Annotated in this window: 26 protein-coding genes; 15 read left to right on the top strand and 11 right to left on the bottom strand. The window is 64.4% G+C overall.

Annotated features, from left to right (window positions below):
* Positions 1–149: 149 nt before the first annotated feature.
* Complete coding sequence (locus OKW20_RS06120) at positions 150–1,208, top strand: peptidase M14 (protein ID WP_429170874.1); 1,059 nt, start codon at positions 150–152, stop codon at positions 1,206–1,208.
* Between the two features lie 26 nt (positions 1,209–1,234).
* Here OKW20_RS06120 and OKW20_RS06125 read toward each other — a convergent pair whose 3' ends face one another.
* Positions 1,235–1,711, bottom strand: coding sequence for an Lrp/AsnC family transcriptional regulator (locus OKW20_RS06125; protein WP_429170875.1), 477 nt, complete (start codon positions 1,709–1,711; stop codon positions 1,235–1,237).
* Positions 1,712–1,949: 238 nt separating this feature from the next.
* Here OKW20_RS06125 and tatA point away from each other — a divergent pair, with 238 nt between their 5' ends.
* The 5 genes from tatA to OKW20_RS06150 all read left to right on the top strand — a co-directional run bounded on the left by tatA (position 1,950) and on the right by OKW20_RS06150 (position 5,418).
* Entirely contained in the window at positions 1,950–3,119 is a 1,170-nt protein-coding gene (gene tatA, locus OKW20_RS06130) for a tyrosine aminotransferase (RefSeq protein WP_429170877.1), read from the top strand.
* 8 nt (positions 3,120–3,127) lie between these two features.
* Positions 3,128–3,760 carry a YitT family protein gene (locus tag OKW20_RS06135; RefSeq protein ID WP_429170879.1) on the top strand — a complete coding sequence of 211 codons (633 nt, stop codon included), beginning with the start codon at positions 3,128–3,130 and terminating at the stop codon, positions 3,758–3,760.
* Between the two features lie 113 nt (positions 3,761–3,873).
* The gene (locus OKW20_RS06140) at positions 3,874–4,227 is read left to right on the top strand and encodes an ArsC family reductase (protein ID WP_402323572.1); all 354 of its coding nucleotides are present in this window, start codon (positions 3,874–3,876) and stop codon (positions 4,225–4,227) included.
* A gap of 20 nt (positions 4,228–4,247) precedes the next feature.
* Positions 4,248–4,721 (top strand): Cys-tRNA(Pro) deacylase, encoded by a 474-nt coding sequence (gene ybaK, locus OKW20_RS06145; protein ID WP_429170881.1) that lies wholly within the window; start codon positions 4,248–4,250, stop codon positions 4,719–4,721.
* A 145-nt stretch (positions 4,722–4,866) separates the two neighbouring features.
* Positions 4,867–5,418 carry a dual specificity protein phosphatase family protein gene (locus OKW20_RS06150; protein WP_429170883.1) on the top strand — a complete coding sequence of 184 codons (552 nt, stop codon included), beginning with the start codon at positions 4,867–4,869 and terminating at the stop codon, positions 5,416–5,418.
* Between the two features lie 299 nt (positions 5,419–5,717).
* Here the strand turns inward: OKW20_RS06150 and OKW20_RS06155 are convergent, their stop codons facing one another.
* On the bottom strand, positions 5,718–6,173 hold the full coding sequence (locus OKW20_RS06155; protein ID WP_429170885.1) for a MarR family winged helix-turn-helix transcriptional regulator: 456 nt from the start codon (positions 6,171–6,173) through the stop codon (positions 5,718–5,720).
* A gap of 84 nt (positions 6,174–6,257) precedes the next feature.
* Here OKW20_RS06155 and OKW20_RS06160 point away from each other — a divergent pair, with 84 nt between their 5' ends.
* The 3 genes from OKW20_RS06160 to OKW20_RS06170 all read left to right on the top strand — a co-directional run bounded on the left by OKW20_RS06160 (position 6,258) and on the right by OKW20_RS06170 (position 9,243).
* Positions 6,258–6,929 (top strand): glutathione S-transferase family protein, encoded by a 672-nt coding sequence (locus OKW20_RS06160; protein ID WP_429170886.1) that lies wholly within the window; start codon positions 6,258–6,260, stop codon positions 6,927–6,929.
* 93 nt (positions 6,930–7,022) lie between these two features.
* Positions 7,023–7,901 (top strand): MBL fold metallo-hydrolase, encoded by an 879-nt coding sequence (locus OKW20_RS06165; protein ID WP_429171159.1) that lies wholly within the window; start codon positions 7,023–7,025, stop codon positions 7,899–7,901.
* An 88-nt stretch (positions 7,902–7,989) separates the two neighbouring features.
* Entirely contained in the window at positions 7,990–9,243 is a 1,254-nt protein-coding gene (locus OKW20_RS06170; protein ID WP_034804607.1) for an aminopeptidase, read from the top strand.
* 90 nt (positions 9,244–9,333) lie between these two features.
* Here the strand turns inward: OKW20_RS06170 and OKW20_RS06175 are convergent, their stop codons facing one another.
* The 3 genes from OKW20_RS06175 to OKW20_RS06185 form a co-directional block, all read right to left on the bottom strand.
* Complete coding sequence (locus tag OKW20_RS06175) at positions 9,334–9,732, bottom strand: VOC family protein (RefSeq protein WP_429170888.1); 399 nt, start codon at positions 9,730–9,732, stop codon at positions 9,334–9,336.
* 21 nt (positions 9,733–9,753) lie between these two features.
* Positions 9,754–10,383 carry an RNA polymerase sigma factor gene (locus OKW20_RS06180; protein WP_429170890.1) on the bottom strand — a complete coding sequence of 210 codons (630 nt, stop codon included), beginning with the start codon at positions 10,381–10,383 and terminating at the stop codon, positions 9,754–9,756.
* A 72-nt stretch (positions 10,384–10,455) separates the two neighbouring features.
* Entirely contained in the window at positions 10,456–11,334 is an 879-nt protein-coding gene (locus OKW20_RS06185) for an EamA family transporter (protein ID WP_429170892.1), read from the bottom strand.
* 89 nt (positions 11,335–11,423) lie between these two features.
* Here OKW20_RS06185 and OKW20_RS06190 point away from each other — a divergent pair, with 89 nt between their 5' ends.
* Positions 11,424–11,918, top strand: coding sequence for a MarR family winged helix-turn-helix transcriptional regulator (locus tag OKW20_RS06190; RefSeq protein WP_429170894.1), 495 nt, complete (start codon positions 11,424–11,426; stop codon positions 11,916–11,918).
* A 6-nt stretch (positions 11,919–11,924) separates the two neighbouring features.
* On the opposite strand, the gene OKW20_RS06195 is transcribed toward OKW20_RS06190, so the two are convergent.
* From OKW20_RS06195 to OKW20_RS06210, 4 genes are all read right to left on the bottom strand, one after another.
* Positions 11,925–12,515 carry an NAD(P)H-dependent oxidoreductase gene (locus OKW20_RS06195; protein WP_429170896.1) on the bottom strand — a complete coding sequence of 197 codons (591 nt, stop codon included), beginning with the start codon at positions 12,513–12,515 and terminating at the stop codon, positions 11,925–11,927.
* Between the two features lie 133 nt (positions 12,516–12,648).
* On the bottom strand, positions 12,649–13,233 hold the full coding sequence (locus OKW20_RS06200; protein WP_429170897.1) for a chloramphenicol phosphotransferase CPT family protein: 585 nt from the start codon (positions 13,231–13,233) through the stop codon (positions 12,649–12,651).
* Positions 13,234–13,299: 66 nt separating this feature from the next.
* Entirely contained in the window at positions 13,300–14,910 is a 1,611-nt protein-coding gene (gene xseA, locus OKW20_RS06205) for an exodeoxyribonuclease VII large subunit (protein ID WP_429170899.1), read from the bottom strand.
* Between the two features lie 73 nt (positions 14,911–14,983).
* Positions 14,984–16,804 carry a hypothetical protein gene (locus tag OKW20_RS06210; protein ID WP_429170901.1) on the bottom strand — a complete coding sequence of 607 codons (1,821 nt, stop codon included), beginning with the start codon at positions 16,802–16,804 and terminating at the stop codon, positions 14,984–14,986.
* Positions 16,805–16,941: 137 nt separating this feature from the next.
* Here OKW20_RS06210 and OKW20_RS06215 point away from each other — a divergent pair, with 137 nt between their 5' ends.
* From OKW20_RS06215 to OKW20_RS06230, 4 genes are read left to right on the top strand one after another with little or no spacing between them, the layout of a single operon-like run.
* Positions 16,942–17,976: a glycosyltransferase family 2 protein gene (locus OKW20_RS06215; protein ID WP_429170902.1), complete on the top strand. Its 1,035-nt coding sequence runs from the start codon at positions 16,942–16,944 to the stop codon at positions 17,974–17,976.
* Positions 17,973–18,680: a class I SAM-dependent methyltransferase gene (locus OKW20_RS06220; RefSeq protein WP_429170904.1), complete on the top strand. Its 708-nt coding sequence runs from the start codon at positions 17,973–17,975 to the stop codon at positions 18,678–18,680. Before OKW20_RS06215 ends, OKW20_RS06220 begins: the two co-directional genes overlap by 4 nt.
* Before the next feature lie 3 nt (positions 18,681–18,683).
* Positions 18,684–19,052, top strand: a complete 369-nt coding sequence (locus OKW20_RS06225; protein WP_429170906.1) for a transporter — start codon at positions 18,684–18,686, stop codon at positions 19,050–19,052.
* A gap of 17 nt (positions 19,053–19,069) precedes the next feature.
* Positions 19,070–19,279, top strand: a complete 210-nt coding sequence (locus OKW20_RS06230; protein WP_043617063.1) for a hypothetical protein — start codon at positions 19,070–19,072, stop codon at positions 19,277–19,279.
* A gap of 4 nt (positions 19,280–19,283) precedes the next feature.
* Here the strand turns inward: OKW20_RS06230 and OKW20_RS06235 are convergent, their stop codons facing one another.
* Complete coding sequence (locus tag OKW20_RS06235; RefSeq protein WP_429170908.1) at positions 19,284–20,063, bottom strand: helix-turn-helix domain-containing protein; 780 nt, start codon at positions 20,061–20,063, stop codon at positions 19,284–19,286.
* Between the two features lie 129 nt (positions 20,064–20,192).
* On the opposite strand from OKW20_RS06235, the gene OKW20_RS06240 reads away from it, so the two are divergent.
* The gene (locus tag OKW20_RS06240) at positions 20,193–20,597 is read left to right on the top strand and encodes a hypothetical protein (RefSeq protein ID WP_429170910.1); all 405 of its coding nucleotides are present in this window, start codon (positions 20,193–20,195) and stop codon (positions 20,595–20,597) included.
* Positions 20,598–20,663: 66 nt separating this feature from the next.
* On the opposite strand, the gene OKW20_RS06245 is transcribed toward OKW20_RS06240, so the two are convergent.
* Positions 20,664–21,650 (bottom strand): Gfo/Idh/MocA family protein, encoded by a 987-nt coding sequence (locus OKW20_RS06245; protein ID WP_429170912.1) that lies wholly within the window; start codon positions 21,648–21,650, stop codon positions 20,664–20,666.
* Positions 21,651–21,840: the final 190 nt, after the last annotated feature.

Raw genomic sequence — 21,840 nt, forward strand, 5'->3', positions numbered from 1 at the left:
GTGACGGTTCAAGGAACAATAGGCCGGCCCTCCATGTCAAAGGCAAAGCGCCATCGGCGCAACCCGAAATCGCACCCCTGTTTTAGCGACTTGCGGAGCGCCGCCGGAATGCCGATAAGCGCCACCAGCATACGATACGGGAGGAGCCCATGGACGTTTCCGAAATCATCATCGCCGGCGATACGCCCGGCATCGAATGGCGCCTGCCGGTCTTCCGTTTCAAGGGCAGGACAGCCGCCGCACCCAAGACCTACATCCAGGCTGCGTTGCACGCCAACGAGCTGCCGGGCACTGCCCTTGCGCATTTCCTGCTGCAGCGGCTGCAGCAGGCGGAGAAGGACGGCGCCATCCTCGGCGACATCACCGTCGTACCCCAGGCAAACCCGATCGGAGCCGCGCAGTCGCATTTCGGCGAGTTGCAGGGCCGCTTCGAACTGGGATCGCGCACCAATTTCAACCGAGATTTCCCGTTGATTGCGCTCGGCGACCGTGACCGGCTGATCGACGATCTCGACCGTTACTCCGCAACGGACCGGCTGAAACGGCAGCTGCTGCATATGGCGCTCGGCGCCGACCTGATGCTGGATCTTCATTGCGACGACGAGGCGCTGCAATACGCCTATATCGACGACGCCTTCTGGCCGGAAGCCGGCGACCTCGCCTCGGCCCTCGACATGGAAGCGGTGTTCCTTTCGGACGGCGAAAGCTCCGCCTTCGAAGAGGCTGTCGCCTATGCCTGGAAATATGAAACCGGGCAGAAGAAGACGCGCCTGCCGGGACGCCTCTCGGTGACGGTCGAGCTTCGCGGCACGCGCGACGTCTATCCGGAACTTGCCCGCAAGGATGCCGAAGGCGTCTTCCGCTTCCTCGTCGCCCGCGGCGTCGTGACCGGTGACGAAGAAACGATCGCACCCTTCGCCGGCATCGTCGCGCCGCTCGACAACATCGAAATGATCCGGGCGCCTGAGGCCGGCGCCATCCTGTTCCACCGGGATATCGGCGAGAGCGTGAAGGCCGGCGACCTGCTCGCAACGATCCTTACGCGCCCCGGCCAGGCGGATGGTGCCCTCGAAGTTCGCGCGCCGCAGGACGGGCTGATCGTCACCCGCGTCTCGACGCGCCTTGCGCGCCGGCGCTCGGACCTGATGAAGATCGCATGCGCTGCGCCGTCGAGCGCCGTGCGCAAACCCGGGTCGCTCGAAGCCTAGGACGCCATTGAATGTTCAAGCGGCCGTCACGCCCCCGTGGCGGCCGTCATCTTTGGGCTGTCGAGCAGGATGGTCGAGCGCAAGGTCTTGATCTCGGCGATCTGCTCGAATTCGCTCCAGAGCAGGCGCTTGTAATCGGCGACGTCGCGCACCGCGATCTTCAGAAGAAAGTCGAAATCGCCGGCGACCGTGTGGCATTCCACCACCTCCGGCATGCGCGACACCAGCTCGATGAAGCGCTGGCCGACCTTGCTTGCGGTGCGCTCCAGCGTCACCTCGACAAAGGCCTGGAAGCCGATGCCCGCTGCCTTCGGATCGACGACCACCGTTTGGCGGATGACGCCGGCCGCATAGAGCCGGGCAAGGCGGCGCGACAGCGGCGCCGGCGAAAGGCCGACCCGCGCCGCAAGCGCGTTGTTGCTGAGCGATGCATCCTCCACCAGAAGGCGGATGATCCGCCGGTCGACCTGATCCAGTTCTACCGCCATCTTCTCGACCATCATCGCCCCCAGCGCTTCGATTTCGGCTTCAGGAAATAGGACGCAGCACGCAAATCAGCAAATGAATTGCAGAATTTTGCGCAAATAGCACGCTGTCGATATTGTCTCCGTGGCAAATATCGCATCGATTTTGCGCTTGCGCTGACTTAAGAAGAAAGCCGCAGGGCAGCCGGAGGAACGGCGGCCGGCAGGCTTTCTCGACCGATATCGCATCGCTGCCATTCAAGGGGGAATTTCCGGCATGTTCGACGCTCTGACCCGCCAACCCGATGATCCGTTGCTGGCCCTGATCGGGCTTTACCGCAAGGACGAGCGCCCCGGAAAGGTCGATCTCGGCGTCGGCGTCTACCGCGACGAAACCGGCCATACGCCGATCTTCCGGGCAGTCAAGGCAGCGGAGAAGCGCCTGCTCGAAACGCAGGACAGCAAGGCCTATGTCGGCCCCGAAGGCGACCTCGTCTTCATAGACCATCTGTGGACGCTGGTCGGCGGCGAGACCGTCAACCGCAGCCACGTTGCCGGCGTACAGACGCCGGGCGGCTCCGGCGCCCTCCGGCTCGCGGCCGACCTCATCCACCAGATGGGCGGCAAGCGCATCTGGATCGGGCTGCCGAGCTGGCCGAACCATGCAAGCATCTTCAAGACCGCCGGCCTTGAACCCGCCGGCTACCCGTTCTTCGACGTGCCCTCGCAGACCGTGCTCTTCGACAACATGATGACGGCGCTGCAGGGCGCTGCCACCGGCGACGCCGTGCTTCTGCATGCCAGCTGCCACAACCCGACGGGCGGCGTCATCTCGCAAGCGCAATGGATGGAGCTTGCCGCCGTCATCGCTGAGCGCGGCCTGCTGCCGCTCGTCGACCTCGCCTATCAGGGTTTCGGCCGAGGCCTCGACGAGGATGTCGCCGGGCTGCGCCACCTGATCGGCGTCGTGCCGGAAGCGCTGGTTGCCGTCTCCTGCTCCAAGTCCTTCGGCCTTTATCGTGAGCGCGCCGGCGCCATCTTCGCGGTGACCGCCTCGTCGTCGTCGGCCGATACGGTCCGCTCCAACCTCTCGGGCCTCGCACGCACCAGCTACTCGATGCCACCGGATCACGGCGCAGCGATCGTGCGCATGATCCTTTCCGACGCAGAACTCGCGCAGGATTGGAGGCAAGAGCTCGAAACGATGCGGCTGCGCATCGCCAACATCCGCCGGGCGCTCTCCGAAGGCCTGCGCGACCGCTGGCAGGCACTGGGTGCGGTTGCCTCCCAGGAGGGCATGTTCTCGCTGCTGCCGCTTTCCGAGGCCGATGTCATGCGGCTTCGCAACGAACACGGCATCTACATGCCCGGTTCCGGCCGCATCAATATTGCCGGCTTGAAGACGGCGGAAGTCGACGGCGTCATCGCCAACTTCAAGAACCTCTGAGGACCACGATGGCCGAGCGCAGCATCGACGCAGCAGAAACCCCGACCGAACGCCATCGTCTCTACGAGGACGCGCTGGCGATCCTGACGGGCACGCTGATCATGTCGCTCGGCATCATCATCTACAGCAAGGCGATGCTGCTCACAGGCAGCACGTCGGGTCTGGCGCTGCTGCTGCAATATGCGACCGGCGCCGAGTTCTGGCTGGTCTTTTCGCTCGTCAACCTGCCCTTCTACGTCCTGGCGGTCAAACGGCTCGGCTGGATGTTTGCGCTGCGCACCTTCATCGCCGTCAGCCTCGTTTCGCTGTTCTCCCGGCTGACGGCCGGCTGGGTGGAGATCGCCCGGCTCGACCCGATCTATGCGGCGGTTGTCGGCGGCGGGCTGATGGGCATGGGCCTGTTGATCCTCTTTCGCCATCGCACCGGGCTTGGCGGCATCAACATCGTCGCGATCTATCTCCAGGAGAGGTTCGGCATCCGTGCCGGCTATTTCCAGCTGGCGGTCGATCTTGCGATCCTTGCAGCCGCCTTCTTCGTGCTGCCGCCGTCGAACCTGGTGCTTTCGGTGATCGGGGCGGCGGTCGTCAACATGACGCTGGCGATCAATCACAAGCCGGGGCGCTACGCCGGCGTGACCTGACGCAAGGTCTCGGTCTTCCCTCCCGCGCATCGGGCGGCTATCACTCCTGCCACGCTTTGAAATTGCGCGATTCCCAGCATTCGGGAATTCCTCGCTGCGGCTGGAGCATGGGCATGACGGTTACGATTTACGGCATCAAGAACTGCGACACGATGAAGAAGGCGCGCACATGGCTCGACGGCCGGGGCATCGCCTATCGCTTCCACGACTACAAGGCCGAGGGCATCGACCGCCCGCATCTGGAGCGCTGGTGCAAGGAAGCTGGGTGGGAAACGGTGCTGAACCGCGCCGGCACGACCTTCCGCAAGCTCGACGAGGCCGACAGACAGGACCTCGACGCGCAGAAGGCAATCGCGCTGATGCTCGCTCAGCCGTCGATGATCAAGCGCCCGGTGCTCGAAGCCGACGGCAACCTGCTGATCGGCTTCAAGCCGGACCTCTACGAGGCGGTGCTCGCCAAAGCCTGATCCCATTCGGAGCGACGACGATGTCGAAGACCACGCGCGCCACGCAGATGCTTTCGAAGGCCGGCGTCGCCTTCAGCGTGCATGCCTATGACTACGATCCCAATGCCGAACGGGTCGGCCTGCAGGCGGCCGAGGCGCTCGGCGAGGATCCGTGCCGGGTGCTGAAGACGCTGATGGCCGAGGTCGACGGCAAGCCGGTCTGCTGCGTCGTGCCCTCCGACCGCGAAGTCAGCATGAAGAAGCTCGCCGCCGCCTTCGGCGGCAAGTCGGCGGCGATGATGAAGCCGGTGGATGCCGAGCGGCTGACCGGCTACCATGTCGGCGGCATCAGCCCGTTCGGCCAGAAAAAACTGGTGCCGACGGCAATCGAGGAGGCCGCACTTGTCGAAGTGCAGGTCTACATCAATGGCGGGCAGCGCGGCCTGCAGGTGCGGCTCGCACCCAGTGACGCCCAGGCAGCGCTGAAAGCGATCGCCGCACCGCTCATCGCCTGAGGCACTGCCATCAAAATATCACAGATGCCTTATACGAGCCGCTGATGCGGGGACGGAAAGTGCAACTTTCGCATGCATTCCCGCTTTCGAACGGCGTCGGGTCTCTCTCATGGCATTTGCAAGATTTCCCAGCGCGAAGCGTCTTTTGAAGCGCCTCGCTGTCGGCATGGCAGCGCTGGTCGCGGCCATGGTCATCTACCTCGTCGGTCTTCAATGGACCGGCAATTTCCATACGCTCGTGGCCGGTGAGGTCTACCGTTCGGCACAGCCGACGCCGGAGGCGATCGCCGCCTATTCCAAGGCCTATGGCATCCGCACCATTCTCAACCTGCGCGGCGAAAGGCCGGGCGAGCGCTGGTATCGCGAAGAGGTTGCCGCCGCCGAGCGCAACGGTATCCGGCTCATCAACTTCCCCATGTCCGCTTCGGCCGAGATCGACCGCAAGGAAACCGACGCGCTGATGGCGATCCTCAGGGACGCACCAAAGCCGCTTCTGATCCACTGCAAGGCCGGCGCCGACCGTACCGGGCTGGTCTCGACGATCTACCTGCAGCAGATCGCAGGGGTCGACGAGGAAACGGCCGAGTGGCAGCTTTCGCCGCTCTATGGGCACGTGGCCATTCCCTATCTCTCCGGCACCTTCGCCATGGACGAGACCTGGGAAGCCCTCGAGAAGTCGTTCGGGCTAAACAGCTGAGTGCGAATCTTTCGGCGGTCGACACTCCGTTGAACTGCCCCTCATCCCGCTGCCGCGACCTTCTCCCCGCAGGCGGGGCGAAGGAGACTCGTGGCACTCGCCCCAACAACAAACGCCCCCAATTTCCCGTGACGCAGCTCCGCTCGACAGCGTTGCGAACATGTTGCGTCCCCTCTCCCCGCCTGCGGGGAGAGCGCTACTCTTCGGTTTAAACCCGAGGAGAGGGGCAAGCTTGCGGACAGGCGCAGTCCGATTGCATGGCATTACGCAGCCGCGACGCCATGCACGATTCAAATGCTCTACCTGAGCTTCGCCAGCAGCCCCGCGAGCTGCCGCGCCTCAGCTTCTGTCAGTCGGGCGCCGACATGGGCCTCGATCGATGGGCCATAGGTCTGCCACATACGCGCGCGCATCGCCCTTCCGGCCTCGGTGACGACAACCCATTGGCCGCGACCGTCGGCGTCGAAGGTTTCGCGGCGGACAAGGCCTTCCTTCACCACTCGATCGATCAGGCGCGAAAGATTGTACTGCGCAAGGAGGGTCCGCGCCTCGATCTCGAAGGGCCGCAGCCGGCCGTCTTCCGCCTGAACCAGTTCCCACAACACGTCGTACCAGCCGAGCGGCGGCAGGCTGGCAGCCTTGAAATCGGCCTCGATCCGAGCGAGCACGCATTCCCGCGCGCGCATCAGCCCGATCCAGGCCGCGGTCGTGTCTGGGCCAGGGCCCTTTATGTCGGTTTTCGTTTCTTTGCTCATAGATGCAATTACATCCATCTTGAAAGTCGAAGCAAGTCCACATACATGCATATGCATCTACTTTGCCTCAACCGGGAGATTGCCATGCTTACCCTCATCAGCCACCATCTCTGCCCCTATGTGCAGCGCGCCTCGATCGCGCTCGACGAAAAAGGCGTTCGCTTCGAGCGGACCTATATCGACCTCAAAGCCAAGCCCGACTGGTTCCTGAAGATCTCGCCGCTCGGCAAGGTGCCGCTGCTGCAGGTGCCGCAGCCGGGCGGCGAAGCGGTGCTGTTCGAAAGCTCCGTCATCGCCGAATATGTCGAGGAAAGCCAAGCCGGCCCGAAGCTTCACCCGGAAGACGCGCTGGAGCGCGCCCGGCATCGCGGCTGGATGGAATTCGGCTCGTCGATCCTTTCGGATCTTTGGGGTTTCGAGACGGCCCGGGACCAGGAGACCTACGAGCAGAAACGTCAGGCGGTCGCCGGCAAGTTTGCGACCATGGAAGCGGCACTTGGCGAAGGCCCCTACTTTGCCGGCACACAATTTTCTCTCGTCGATGCGGTCTTTGCGCCGGTCTTCCGTTACTTCGATCTCTTCGACACGCTCGCCGACCATGGCATTTTCGACGGGCTCGATCGTGTCAACGCCTGGCGCAAAGCGCTCGCCGAGCGACCAAGCGTCAAGGCAGCCGTCACGCCGGACTACGGTGAGCGGCTGATGACGTTCCTCAGGGAGCACGACGCCTATCTGCTGCGCGCCGGGCAGGCATAACGAAAAGGGCGAGATCATGCGGTCCTTCAGTTTGGCGCGCGCCTGCTCTATGACAGGGCGTAAGCCATGCTGGAGGAGCGCATTGTGACGGACATGACCTCGACCCTGACGATCCTTGAGCCCTACCCCGGCGTCTATGCCTATTATGACGGGCGCGTTGCCGGGGTGCGGCTCTATTCAGAGGCGGCGAACTGGCTCGATGACGGCGCCTACGAACTCGGCGTTGCCTCCTATGCCATCGTCGACGGTCGCGAGGCCCTGGTCTACGACACGCACATCTCGCTCGATCACGCCCGGGCGATCCGCAACCACCTCGAAAGCCTTGGCGTCACCACGATCCGCGTCGTGCTCAGCCATTGGCACAAGGACCACGTGGCCGGAAATGCCGTCTTTGCCGATTGCGAGATCATCGCGCTCAGGCTGACGGGACAGAAACTTGAAGAAAACCGCGAGAAGATCGAAGCCGCGACGCCGCCGATCCAGCCGCTCGTCATGCCGAGCCGGCTGTTCGACGAGACGCTTCTGCTGACCGTCGGGACGCGGCCGGTGGAACTGCACCACTTCGCCATCCATAGCGCCGACGGCAACGTGATCTGGCTGCCCGAGGAAAAGTTGCTGCTGGCCGGCGATACGCTCGAGGATACGACGACTTTTATCAGCGAGGCCGATCAGACCGCGACGCACATCGCCGAACTCATGCGCCTGCGGCAATGGCCGATTGCTCGGATTCTGCCCGCCCATGGCGACCGCGAACGCATCGCCAGCGGCGGCTACGGGCCGGACCTGATCGACGCCAATCGCGGCTATATCGAGCGGCTGACGCAGGCGATCGCGACCGGTGCTGACACCGGCACGCTCAAGGAATTCGCCGCCGAGGAGATCGCCTCCGGCGCGATCCTCTATTTCGCGCCGTACGAGGCCGTGCACAGGAGCAATGTTGAGCGGGTGCGTGCGGCCATCGGCGCGCGCTGATTGCATCAAACCTCCGGCACTCAGCCTTCATTTTCGCCGCAAAGCGCTCTAAGTCTTCTTCTTCCGATTTCAGAAAGACAGGTAGATCATGACCTTTCCCGCCAATACGCCCGATCCGATCGACCCGGTGAAACTCGACAAGCTCGCGGAAGTCGCGATCCAGGTCGGCCTGCAGCTTCAGCGCGGCCAGGACCTTGTCATGACCGCGCCGGTCGCGGCGATGCCGCTCGTTCGCCTGATCACCAAGCACGCCTACAAGGCCGGTGCTGGCCTCGTGACGACGCTCTATTCGGACGAGGACACGACGCTTTCGCGCTACGCCTATGCACCGGACGAGAGCTTCGACCGGGCGAGCGACTGGCTGTTCAAGGGCATGGCCGAGGCTTTTGCCGGTGGTGCGGCGCGGCTTGCAATCTCCGGTGACAACCCGATGATGCTGTCGGCGCAGGATCCGGCCAAGGTGGCGCGCGCCAACAAGGCGAACTCGATCGCCTACAAGCCGGCGCTCGAAAAGATCTCCAACTTCGACATCAACTGGAACATCGTTTCCTACCCGAACCCGTCCTGGGCGAAGCTCGTCTTCCCGAATGATCCGGAAGAGGTTGCCGTCGAGAAGCTCGCCAACGCCATCTTCGCCGCCTCGCGCGTCGACGTCGCCGACCCGGTCGCCGCCTGGAAGGAGCACAACGCCAACCTTGCGCGGCGCTCGGCCTGGCTGAACGGCGAACGTTTTGCCGCGCTGCACTTTACCGGCCCCGGCACCGACCTGACCGTCGGATTGGCCGACGGCCATCTGTGGTGCGGCGGCGCGTCGGAAGCCAAGAACGGCGTCACCTGCAACCCGAACATCCCGACCGAGGAAGTGTTCACGACGCCGCATGCGCTGCGCGTCGAAGGCCATGTCTCCTCGACCAAGCCGCTGTCGCACCAGGGCACGCTGATCGACAACATCCAGGTACGTTTCGAGGGCGGCCGGATCGTCGAGGCCAAGGCATCGCGCGGCGAGGAAGTACTGAACAAGGTGCTCGACACCGACGAGGGCGCGCGCCGGCTCGGCGAAGTGGCTCTGGTGCCGCATTCCTCGCCAATCTCGGCGAGCGGCATCTTGTTCTACAACACGCTGTTCGACGAAAACGCGTCCTGCCACATCGCACTCGGCCAGTGCTACTCCGGCTGCTTCGTCGACGACACCAAGCTGACACCGGAACAGATCCGTGCCCAGGGCGGCAATTCCAGCCTCATTCACATCGACTGGATGATCGGCTCGGGCCAGGTCGACATCGACGGCGTGCGCGCCGACGGCAGCCGCGTGCCGGTCATGCGAAAGGGTGAATGGGCCTGATCACGGCCCCTCCCCGGTCTCGTTCGGCCTAAAAGTCTTGTGGCCGCCGCAGCAAATGCGGCGGCCTTTTCTATTGGGGAAACGGCCCCTTCAGGCGTTGGCAGCCCGCTTCAGACGCGGCATCTCCGCCGATTGGTAGAGCGACAGGACGTGACCATCGGGATCGGCGAATTCTGCCGACCAGCCGCCGGGCGCATGGCTCACCGGCGTGACGATGGTGGTTCCCTTTTCGGCAAGGCCACTCACAACATCGTCGATACCGCCCTCGGCGAGATCGAACACGACGATCGGCGTGTTGCCCGGCTTGCTTTCCGCGACGAAGAAGATCAACTCGACCTCGTCTTCTATCTTGGCCATCAGCCAGGCGCCGGCTTCGTCGTCCTCCATGCGCTGGACGTTGAGACCCAGAACATCACGGTAGAAGGCTTCCGTCCGGGCAAGTTCCGAGACGAAGTAGCAGATGGCCCCGATACGTGGTTTCGACAGCATTGGTTGCTTCCTTTTTGCTTGTTACGCCGGCTTGTTGCCGCCGGTTGCCGTTTCGTGAGACGCGCGCGGTGAAAAATTGACCGCGAAGAGATGTCCATCCGGATCGTGGCTGGCAAAGGCGGCGCGGCCGCCCCGCGTGATCGGCAGCAACGCCTGGCGGATGCGGCCGCTTTCGAGCGGATAACGAAGCCCGGACAGTTCCAGATTGGTCTCGACATGGCCTGCATCACGCCAGGCCCGGCGGAGCATCAGGATGCGCTGGCGCAGCGCTTCATCGGATATGCCAAGGAGGTGACGGATTTCGAGGCGATTGTGGCCGGCGATCGCCAGCAGCATCACGATCCTGAGGCTGGGGGAAAGCGTGGCGGCGAAGGCGAGCGGATCGGCGGAACTGGCGTCTTCCGCTTCTGGGATATCAAGCTGCTGCTCCCGGCGAAGTCGGCGAGCGGCAGTACGCGCCTGCATCGCTGCGAGCTTGCGGAGAACGCCGCAGAACCAGGCACGATCGCCGCCGGTCGGAAAACGCCCTGCCTTGAGCGCGACGATCAGCGCCTCATGCAGCAAATCCTCCGCTTCTGCTGCGCGGCGGGTCTGGCGCCTGGCGAAACGGAGGAGATCAAAATAGTGCGCCGGCGTCAGGTGCTCGGTCATTGCGGCATGCGCTTCCTGGGAATTGAGGTCCCGGCAATGTGAAGCGCATGCCCTGTGGTTGCAAGCCCACACTCAAGCGCGGGCCGCGCGCACCTTCGGGGCGAGCTGCGCGCGCTGGCTCAGCCAGACGCTGACGAAGACGACGAGGATGCCGAGCGCCTGGACCGGCGTCAGTTGCTCTCCGAGCACGCCCCAGCCGAGCAGGATGGCGACGACGGGGCTTAAGAAACCGAGCGGCGACACGGCAGAGGGCTCGAGGCGCGAGAGGCCGCGGAACCAGAGCAGATAGGTGAAGGCGGCGCCGATCAGGCCGAGATAGGCAAGACCGAGGACGTTGGCCGTCGTCAGCGGCGGCAGCGACGGCTCGAAGAACAGCGCCACCGGCACGAGCATGAGGCCACCGGCCGCCAATTGCCAGGCGGTGAAGGTGAGCGGTGGCACCGGCGGCGCCCAGTGGCGGCTGAGCACCGTGCCGAAGGCCATGGAAACGGCACCGGCGAGACCGGCGAGCACCCCGAGCGGATCGAGCGCGGCGCCGGGCGTGAGCACCAGCAGGGCAACGCCGGCGATGCCCGCAAGGCCGGCGACGACGCTGAGCAGACGGATCGGCGAGCCCATGAAGACGCGCGAGAGGAGGATGACGATCAGCGGCTGGACTGCACCCACCGTGGCGGCGACGCCGCCCGGCAGCCTGTAAGCCGAAACGAAGAGCATCGCCCAGAAGAAGGAGAAGTTGAGCGCGCCGAGCACGAAGGTGCGCGGCCACCAGATGCCTTCCGGCAATCGCCGGACGATGAGCAGCAGGAGCAGCCCCGCCGGAAGCGCCCGCAGCATGGCGACCGTCAGCGGATAGCCGGACGGCAGGAACTGCGTGGTGACGAGGTAGGTGCTGCCCCAAATGGCCGGTGCCAGAGCGGTCAAGGCAAGGTCGATGGTGCGGTTCGAGCTCATATCTTTACCTCAAGAATCTCTATATCAAGATAAATTGAGGATAGCGCGGTTTATCTCTAAGTCAAGATACTCTATGCTGAGATAAATACATGGAGGTATTGATGGATCGCGTCGACAGGATTTTGGCCCAATGGCACCGGGAACGGCCGGACCTTGACGTTTCGGCCATGGGCCTGCTGGGGAGGCTCTCACGGGTCTCGACACATGTCGGCCGCGAAATCGAGAAGTCGTTTTCCGAACGCGGGTTGAATGCGTCGAGCTTCGATGTGCTTGCGACGCTTCGTCGGTCCGGGCCGCCCTATCGGCTTTCGCCCGGAGAGCTTCTGGATACGACCATGGTCAGTTCCGGCACCATGACCAACCGCATCGATCAGTTGGAAAAGGCAGGGCTTGTCGAACGGATCGCCAACCCCGAGGACAGGCGGGGCGTGATCATCGCCTTGACGGAAGAAGGCTTGCGCCGTGTCGACGAAGCCGCGACCGCGCATGTGGCCAACCAGCATCGCGTGGTTTCCGCGCTCTCGCCTGAGGAACGCGTGGTGCTCAACGCACTGCTGCGCAAATATCTCGCGACGTTCGAGTAGCCGCGATCACAGACTGGAGGCAAGCCGGCGGACACGCTCCAGATGCGCCTTGCGCTTGCCGTCGGTCGCCCGGTCCATGTCGTGCAGCGCCAGCATGCGGAAGTTCAGCCCCTTGGCGCAGAAGGCGGCGATGCCGCGCCTCAAAAGCCGCTTCACCGGATTGCCCATGTAGAGATGCACCACCCACCAGGGCGAGCCGGTCGTCGTCAGCGCCCAGAAGAGCTTGATGTTGTGGAGCCGCGGGATGATGCGGCCGCCGGCCGGGTCGTTGTCGAAGGCGACGCCCGGGGCAAAGACGCGATCGAAGAAGCCCTTCAGGATCGCCGGAAAATTGAACCACCATTGCGGAAAGACGAGCACCAGCCCGTCGGCCGCCTGCAGCCGCGCGATCCAATCTGCCGCGCTTGAGCGATCATAGGCGTCGGTGAAGTAGCTTCCACGCTCGACAACGGTGAGACGCGGATCGAAATCCTCGCGATAGAGATCGAGCAAGTCGACCGAATGGCCGTTCGCCTCCAAGGCGGCGCGCGCCTGACGCGCCACGCTTGCGGCAAAACTGTCTTCGAGCGGGTGAGCAAGCACGAGCAGGATGCGCATCCGGCGTTCCCTAACATATCGATCTGGAATCAAGATCCGTAGCCGGGAAAATGAGCTGAAAAATCAACCGAATACAATGCCGTTTTTCGCGAGCGACGAGCGCCACCGAAGAAGGATAGCCGGCTCACTGTTCTTAGACCTGGGATTTTCCCGATCCTGCCCGCGCCTCCAGCGCCAGTGCGTCGAAGGCGGAGGGCGAGCAGCGCACAGACCAGGCGGATATCAACTGCGCGGCGGCGGCGGCGGCGGCCTGCCCCGGACCGAGCTCCAGATCGTAACGTTGTCCGAAGTGAATGCGGTGAAAATCATCCGCGGCGCTGCCAATCGGCCGGTCGGCGCGAAGCCGCTCGCGCCGGACCAGTTCGTCGAGTTCACAGTGAAGCGCGACAAAGAACACGTCGAACGGCTGAAACATCACCGCGAGCTCAGACGCCCAGCCGGGCTCCTCGAGAATGTGCTCCAGCAGGAGATTGTTGCCGGCTGACGCATAGGCAACCAGCGAGCGGTGGAACCCGTCGAAGAAGCGCGCCCGATGTTCCTTCCAGCGAAAATCGCCGCGGCGGAACCGTTCCATCGGCACCGTTCCCGAATCGCGAAGATGGTCGATCGAGACGTGCCAGAACGGTTCGCCGATCTGCGCCTGGACCGCCCGCGCCAGCGTCGATTTTCCGCTGCTGGAGGCCCCGTGGATGAAGATAATCTTGGCTCGCTCGACCATGCCGGGCTCCGTCGCTCTCTTGGGAACGCTGGCGTTACGCCGTCGCCATGACAGCGGGATGACGCGCTAGAACAGGTTGCCCTGTTTCGGCGGATCCCCCGCCGGCTCTGCGGGTTTTGTCTGCTTCTTGCGCGGCACAGTCGGCGGGGAAGCCGGCTCGCCCTCGCCTTCGCCTTCGCCGGCAATGGCCGACACGCGACCGTCGGCGAACTCCAGGCTGAGCGTCATGCCAACCGAGACGGACGCAGCCTGGCGCACCGGCCCGCCTTCGGCGTCACGCACCAGCGCAAAGCCGCGCTGCAGGACGTTGCGATAGGAAAGCGACTGCAGGATGCGGTCCTGGGCGACGATGACGCTGCGCAGGCGGCGGACGTCGGCGCGCACGGCCGCATCGGACCGGGCCGCAAGGCCGGCGACGCGATCGGATGCCCGATGGATCTGGCCGATGAGGCGCGAAGGCAAGGCGCGCAGTGCAGCGTCGGCCGCCGAAACCCGCGCCTCGCCGCGATGCAGCTGCCGCTCGACGATGCGGTCGGCCTTGTTCATGGCGTCGGCCAGGCGCTGGCGGCGCTCGGAAAGCTTGCCCTTGAGAAGATCGGCACGCAACTCGGCCGAGGCGCGCTCAAACTGGCGCCGTTTGTTGGCCGTGTTCATCGTGAGGCCGCGCCCGAGCCCGAGGGCGGCTTCGTCGAAACGGCGGCGCGGCAACGCCAGCAACTGGTCGAGCGACGGCAGCGCCCGCGCCAGCGCCCGCACCGACTGGCGGCGATTGTCCATCTGGCGGCCGACCGCAGACTTGAGGCGGGCCGACAGGCCGGAGAGACCGGCTTCGAGATCGGCCCTGACCGGCACTGCCATTTCGGCAGCACCCGTCGGCGTCGGCGCGCGCTGGTCGGCGGCATAGTCGATCAGCGTCCAGTCGGTCTCGTGGCCGACGGCGGAAATCAATGGGATCTCCGAGGCGGCGGCCGCGCGCACGACGGCCTCGTCGTTGAAGCCCCAGAGGTCTTCGAGGCTACCGCCACCACGCGCGACAATCAGGACATCCGGCCGCGCAATCGGCCCGCCGGGCGCGACCGCGTTGAAGCCGCGGATCGCCGCTGCCACCTCGTCACCCGAGCCATCGCCCTGCACCCGAACCGGCCAGACGACGACATGAACGGGAAAGCGATCGGCAATTCGGTGCAGGATGTCGCGGATGACGGCACCGGTCGGCGACGTCACGACACCGATCACCTTGGGCATATAGGGCAACGGCCTCTTGCGATTGGTGTCGAACAGCCCTTCGGCCGCAAGCTTGCGCTTGCGCTCTTCGAGCAGCGCCATCAGCGCGCCGGCGCCGGCGGGCTCCATCGTATCGATGACGATCTGATACTTCGACGAGCCGGGGAAGGTCGTGACCTTGCCGGTCGCGATCACCTCCATGCCCTCTTCCGGACGGAAGCGCAGCCGCGAGAAGGTGCCCTTCCAGATCACCGCGTCGATGCGCGCGCGGTCGTCCTTGAGTGCGAAATAAGCGTGGCCGGAGGAATGCGGGCCGCGATAGCCGGAGATCTCGCCGCGCACGCGCACCTGGTCGAAGGCCTGTTCGACCGTTCGCTTGATCGAGCCCGAAAGCTCGGACACCGAATATTCAGTGAGGTTGCTCGGAGAATCGTTGTCGAAGAAAGAGGCCATCGCCTCTTTTACCGCACCCTTCGCCGAAGGCCAGCACATCCCTCACGCTTTCCACGCGCCAGGGGCGTGGCGCTCAAGGCGACAGCGTGTAGAGCCGGATGGGCGAGCCTTCCGACACCGGCAGGGGCGTCAGAAACGCCGGCACACGCCCGGCGGCGAGGTCGGCATAGAGACCATCGGGAGCACGGGCAGCTATGATCTGCGTTTGCACGTCGACGGCGCAGAAGGCGAGCACCGGCTGGCCGAGCTGGTGCAACAGGACGGCTGCGGCTTCAGGCTCGGCCAGGCCGATCTTCAGCTCGCGAAGCATGCCGGCGGCATTGCGATGATAGGGAGCGCTGAGCACGCGGTGTTCGGTGCGGCGAAGCAGTGTCGCGCCGATATCCGACGGTCCGACGACCAGCGACGGCGCAAGCCGCTCAATATCGGCAAGCGCGACGTCGCTCAGGCACGCCTCGCCGTTGGTGACCACCCTTTCTGCCGCAGCAAACCCGTTGATCCCCTTTTCTGCAAGCGTTCCGGCGATGGCCCACGTCGCCGGAACGGAAACGAGCAGGGCGCCGACATAGAGAAGGGAGGCGCGGGCCCCAGCCGTTCCGCCGCCCGACCGCGCGCGCAGATCGGCCAGCAGCAGCGCCATCGGCACGATGGCGAGCAGGTTGGAGAATGCCATGCCGCGGACCTGGACAAGCGCGATCGCCAGGCTCGAAAACACCAGGGCCAGGAGCACGAGATGGAGATCGACCCGGTCGCGACGCCAGATGCGCCAGAGGCAGATCGCCGAGGCAAAGGCGCCGGTGAAATAGTAAGCGCCGATATTGGTCGGCTCCTGCGCAGCAATGAGCGCGACGGAACGGGCTTCGGAGACCTGGTCGAGCCAGAGTTCGACGAGCAACGGATCGAGACCGGCCAGCGGATTGCCGAGGCATTGCGGCGCCACGATCAGCGCGACCGCGACAACGCCGAGACCGCAGAGAGCGAGCGCGCCGAAGCGCAGCGCCGGCGCGCGGTGGCTGACCGTGACGGCCGCGAGCGCCAGAAGGACGCCGCCGGTCAACGCCAGCGAATAGAAGGCGATCGAGAGATTGTCGCAGGTCGCGACGAAATAGAGGCGCGGCGGCACGGTCGAAAAGAAGATGACGCTGAGGCCCGTTGCCAGCGACAGGCCGAAGGCGACCGTCGCGCGGGCGGCCGGTTGGCCGGCCCAGAGCCATTGGCAGGCAACGATGGCGCAGACGACGGCCACGAACGGCGTGGTTTCGGCACCGACGGCGATCGCGATGGCGGCCGCCACTCCGGCAAGCGCATAGTTCAGGGCACGATACCGGCGATCGACGAGCATGGCCACCATGGCGGCGGCCAGCACCAGCTGCACATTGTGGTGGTCGATCGCGCCCCCGAGGAAGCGGTTCGACGTGGCGATGAAGATCGCGGTCAGCCCCAGGCAGAAATGCATGGCGGCCGTACCGCCCGCACGGCGTCCGGCGAGCCCCATCATCGCGAGCAACACCACTGCCAGCGCCATCGGCCAGATCGCCAGCGCCAGGACTTCCGCCTGCATCACGCCGAAGAAGGGGCGGAACATGGCGATGAGCCCGGCGATCGGCAGGTCGATCAGACGCGACCAGTGCATCAGCGTTCCGCCCTCGAGCCCCAGGCGGAGCTGCATCAGGTCGAACCAGCTCTGGCCGGCAAGGAGATCGCGCACCTCGACCAGGCGCATGGCATCGTCATTGTCGCGGCCGAGATAATCCGGTGCCCGCATGAACTGGATGACGAGGAAAAGAACCGTGGGCACGCCATAGGCGAGCACCATCCACAGGAGGTTCGACGAGAACCGCCGCCGCCTGGGCATCGCCGCCATTTCCGGTAGTGCTGCCGTGCCGCCCGACATAGGTCTCCGCCCCTCTTGATCGCGCGGAGCTTACGCCCCTGCGATCAAGAAAGCGTAAAGCGCATGGCAGCGGCGCATGCCGCTTGGACCGCCCCGTGCGGCGCACCTTGGCACCTTGTTAACACCCTGATCCTATGATGGCGCGATCCAACAGCAACCGAGCCACCCTGATGTTCGACCGCTTCAACATCGCCGTTCTCCTGCCTTGCTACAACGAAGCATCGACCATCGGACAGGTGGTCCAGGGTTTCCAGACGGCACTGCCCACGGCACGCATCTACGTCTATGACAACAACTCGACCGACGGCACCGCGCTGAAGGCGATGCTCGCCGGCGCGACCGTTGTGCGTGAACGCCGGCAGGGCAAGGGGCACGTGGTGCGCCGCATGCTCGCCGATATCGACGCTGACATCTACGTCATGGCGGACGGCGACAGCACCTATTGCCCGACCGATGCGGAAGACCTGATCCGCACCCTGATCACCGAGCGCGCCGACATGGTGGTCGGAACGCGGCGTGGGGTTCACGACGACGCCGGCCGGCAGGGCCACGCCTTCGGCAACAGGCTCTTCAACATTCTCTATCGGGAAATTTTCGGCACGGATTTCAACGACATCTTCTCCGGTTACCGCGTGCTCTCGCGGCGCTTTGCCAAGAGCTTCCCGGCCATTTCCAACGGCTTCGAAATCGAGACGGAGATGTCGGTCCATGCCTCGCGTCTCAAGTTGCCGGTCGCGGAACTGGAACTGGACTATGGCCGGCGCCCGGAAGGTTCCCATTCCAAGCTGTCGACCTACAAGGACGGCGCCAAGATCCTCTGGACCTTCGCGATGCTCATGAAGGAAACGCGGCCCTTCACGTTCTTCGGCGTGATCGCCATGGCCTTCTTTGCGACGAGCATCGGCTTCATGATGCCCGTCCTGCTCGAATATTTCGCGACCGGGCTCGTGCCGCGCATGCCCACCTGGGTCTTTGCGCTAGCCATGCTGATGATGTCGATCATCACGTTCACGGCAGGCCTGATCCTCGATTCGGTCTCGCGCGCCCGCACCGAGCAGCTCCGGCTGCACTACATCGCGACCCCTTCGCGGGCCATGCCGGTCGAGAGCGTCGACATCCAGGAGGCCGGATTGCAGTCGGCACCACGCATTGTGCGGGAGCGCCGCGGATGAACCGGGAAACGACCAATCGCATACGCTTCCTGATCGAAGACGTCATTCCGCCGATCCTCAGGGATTCGCGCCTGTTCAAGGGCATGGCGAGCCTCGCCTGGGGCAAGCACATCGCCCATCTCGCCGACTTTCGCGCACGGGCGCCGTTCCTGTCAGCGAACGAGTACGAGGACCTCTACCGGCAGCATCCCCGGGTGCACGAGGGAACGGACAATTCCGAAGCCTGCGTGCGCAGGATCGCGGCGAGCGTCGTCGGCGACAGCGTCTGCGACGTTGGTTGCGGCACCGGTGTACTCTTGAAGCGGATCCGGGAGACCAAGCCTGGCCTAACGCGCCTCGCCGGCGTCGACTTCGCCATCGACGATGCGGCGCGGATCGAAGGCATCGAATATCACGCTGCGATGATCGAAGACCTGCCCTTTGCCGACGGCGAATTCGACACGGTCGTCTGCACGCATGTGATCGAGCACATCCTCGACTATCGCAAGGCAATCGCCGAGCTTCGCCGGATTACCCGCCGGCGGCTGATCATCGTCGTGCCGCGAGAGCGCGAATATCGCTACACCTTCAATCCGCACTTCAATTTCTTCCCCTATACCCACTCCTTCCTGCGGGCGATGCATCCGGTTCCGGCAGCGCACACATGTGTCGATATCGGCCGCGATATCTTCTATTGCGAAGACAGAACTGCCGCGGCGGAGTGAGGCATGGCGATGAACCTCAATCTCGCACCCACCGTCTGGTTCGGGCTCTTCTTCACCCCGGTGCTGATCTCGGCCGGGCAGATCCTCTTCAAGTTGACAAGCACGAAGACCGGGAATGCCAGTGCCCAGGGACTTCTGGCCCTGGCCCTCAGCCCGACCCTGCTGATCGCACTCGCCGTCTATGGCATCGGCACGATCATCTGGATCTTCACGATCAAGTCGGTGCCCCTGACGATCGCCTATTCCTTCATGGCGCTCACCTTCTGCATCGTGCCGCTGCTCGCCGCCGTCTTTCTCGGCGAGGCGGTGACGCTGCGCTACGCCTTCGGCGCCGCGCTGATCATCAGCGGCATGATCATCATCAACTCCTAAGGGGATAGGCGGGCCTCATGATCGTAACCGCATCCTTCGTCCTCGGCATTGCCATATGCGGCCTCAAATCCGCCCGCGCCTGCCTGTTTGCCGGCACGGGGCTGCTGGCGCTGGCCGGCGCAAACGGCGACTGGATCCAGGCGGCGGCAGCGATCGGCGCCTACAACATGGGCGTCGCGCTGATGATTTGCGGCGCAATCGCCATCGGCATCGAGCGCGACCGGTAGCCCGTCATCCCTTTCGTTCGAAGAAGGCTCTGGTCTCCTCGTCCGCCGGAAAGAAGGATTCGATCAGCACGCCCTCGACCAGCGCATCCTGGGTCGAGCCGAAGGTCTGAAGCGTGGTGATGAAGCTCAAGCGCAAGCCGCCGATGTCGAGCTCGATCGGCAGCACTGGCAGCCGGTCGGTGTCCGGATGGTTCTCGATCGCACGCGCCACGGCCGGATTGGACGCGGCTTTTTCCAGCCGCTTGCCGAGACGGCTGCGCGGACCCTGCAACCAGGCCTCGGTCCTGACCCGCTGCACCAGATCGGCGGCCGCGGCCTCCCAGTTGACGACCAGCTTGCGCACATTGTCGTTGGCAAGAAACGTGTCGAGGAAGTTCTCTCCGGGCTGGAACGGAATGTCGGCGGCAACCGCAAGGCTCGCCAGCGCCGGATTGACGACCAGCAGCGTATATTCGTGGTCGAGCACCAGCCCCGGATAGGGATCGTGACGCGCGAGAATCAACCTGATGGCATTGGCAACGACTGGCGGCATGGCGTCCAGCCCGGCGGCAGGCCGCGTCGCCATGCGCGGTCGATAGCCAGCTGCCGAAAACAGCGTGCCCTGGTCGCGCGCCGGCACTTCCAGCACCGAGGCCAGCCGCAAGATCATACCCTCCGACGGCTTCGACCGGCCGGTTTCAAGGAAAGACAGGTGGCGCGCCGAGATGCCGGCGGCAACCGCAAGATCAAGCTGGCTCATGCGGCGGTGCCCGCGCCATTCCTTCAGATGTTCGCCAAACTGCATGGGTCGTGATTCTCCGTTCTGCCGGAGAGTGGCGCGCGCGGCAGGTAAAATCCATTACCTCTGAGGTAATTGGCTCGATGACGTCATCGGCGCAAATATCCGGCCATCGACAAACCGATGGAGCCGACGATGAACCTCTCGAACCGCAGCCTGCTCAACAAGACCTTCCTTGCCGACGGCGTCTACTCTCTTGTCGTCGGCGCCGTGCTGATCCTGTTTGCCACCCCGCTTGCTTCGCTCTTCAGCCCTGCCGCGACGGCGCCGATGATGAAGATGCTCGGCGTCGGGCTGGTCTTCTGGGGGATCTTTCACCTCGCCGCGGCGCGCAACGGCGGGCCGGTCGCTTCGGCAGCACGCGTCAGCATCGCCGGCGACATCCTCTGGCAGGTGGCAAGCGTCGCACTGCTGGTCGCGGCCTATCCGTTGCTCACCGTCGCAGGTATCGGCTTCATCGCCATCGGCCTGATCACGGTCGCCGACTTTCTGATCTTCAAGCTGCGGGGTCTCGCGCGAGAACAGGCAGCGCTTGCCTGACGGGACGATCGCAGGAGATCAAGAGAAAAGGGCCTGCCGGCAAGACCGGCGGGCCCTTGCCGTTGATCAGATGGTCTCCCAACCGTCCTTGGCGCTGGCGCGGTAGATCGCGTCGATGAATTTCTGATTGAGGCGGGAGTTTTCCAGCGTCACCACTTCCTCGTCCTCGCCCCTGGCGGCGCGGGCGAAAGCCTCGGCCTGGAGCTTGTACTGGCGCGCGTCCTGGAAGCGGAAGAGCTGGGACTGGGCGTGGTTCTGGTTCGTCAGTTCCACTTCCTCGCGGCCATAGCGGTCAGCGTTGAAGGGCGACTTCACCTCGATGAAGCCCTTGTCGCCATGGAAGACCATGACCTGGCGGGCCGCCAACTGGGTGGAGATATAGAAGCTCAGCTCGAAATCACCGAAATCGGCGCGCACGCTCGAATAGATATCCGTGCCGAAGTCCGGATCGCGATCGGTGCTTGCCTGAACGCGCACCGGCTCCTTGCCTGTGACGAAGCGGGTGGTGATCGTCGGGTAGACGCCGATATCCGGCAGGCCGCCGCCGCCGAGCGCCGGGATGTTGCGCATGTTATTGGGGTCGCGGTTGAAATAGGTGAAGGCACCCTGGACGTGGCGCAGCCGGCCGATCGCGCCCTCGGCGATCAGCGCGCGGACCTTTCGCCAGACCGGGCTGTAGGTGACCATGAAGGCTTCGGCAATCACGACGCCGTTGCGGTCACGCGCGGCGATGAGCTGGTCGATCTCGGAGGCACGCAGCGCAATCGGCTTTTCGCAAAGCACATGCTTGCCGGCATTGGCGGCCTTGACCGACCACTCCACATGCTGCGCCGTCGGCAGCGGAATATAGACCGCATCGATGACGTCGGAGGCCAGCATCTCTTCGTAGGAACCGAAGGCATGCGGCGCGGAGAAGCGATCGGCCATGGCCCGGGCCTTGGCGAAGTCGCGGCTGGCAACAGCCGAAACGACGGCGTTCTCCGCGTCCTGAATGGCCGGCACGACGAGGTCGCGGCCGATCCTGGCCGTGGACAGAATTCCGAAACGTAACATGACAAGGCTCCCTGATTTGGCGGCAGAGACTAGCGCCGAGGTACGTACCTAGCAAGCGGCAGAGCGCGGTTTGGCGAAGAAGGGCACCGTGCAGAAAATTGCCGAAAGGCGGGTGACAATGTCAGCTTTTCTGCCCTATCTTTCCCTCGCAATCCTCCCGATCGCAACATGCCTTCATCCAGTCCAATGG

Source organism: Ensifer sp. LBL, assembly GCF_050435225.1.
GTDB lineage: Bacteria > Pseudomonadota > Alphaproteobacteria > Rhizobiales > Rhizobiaceae > Ensifer.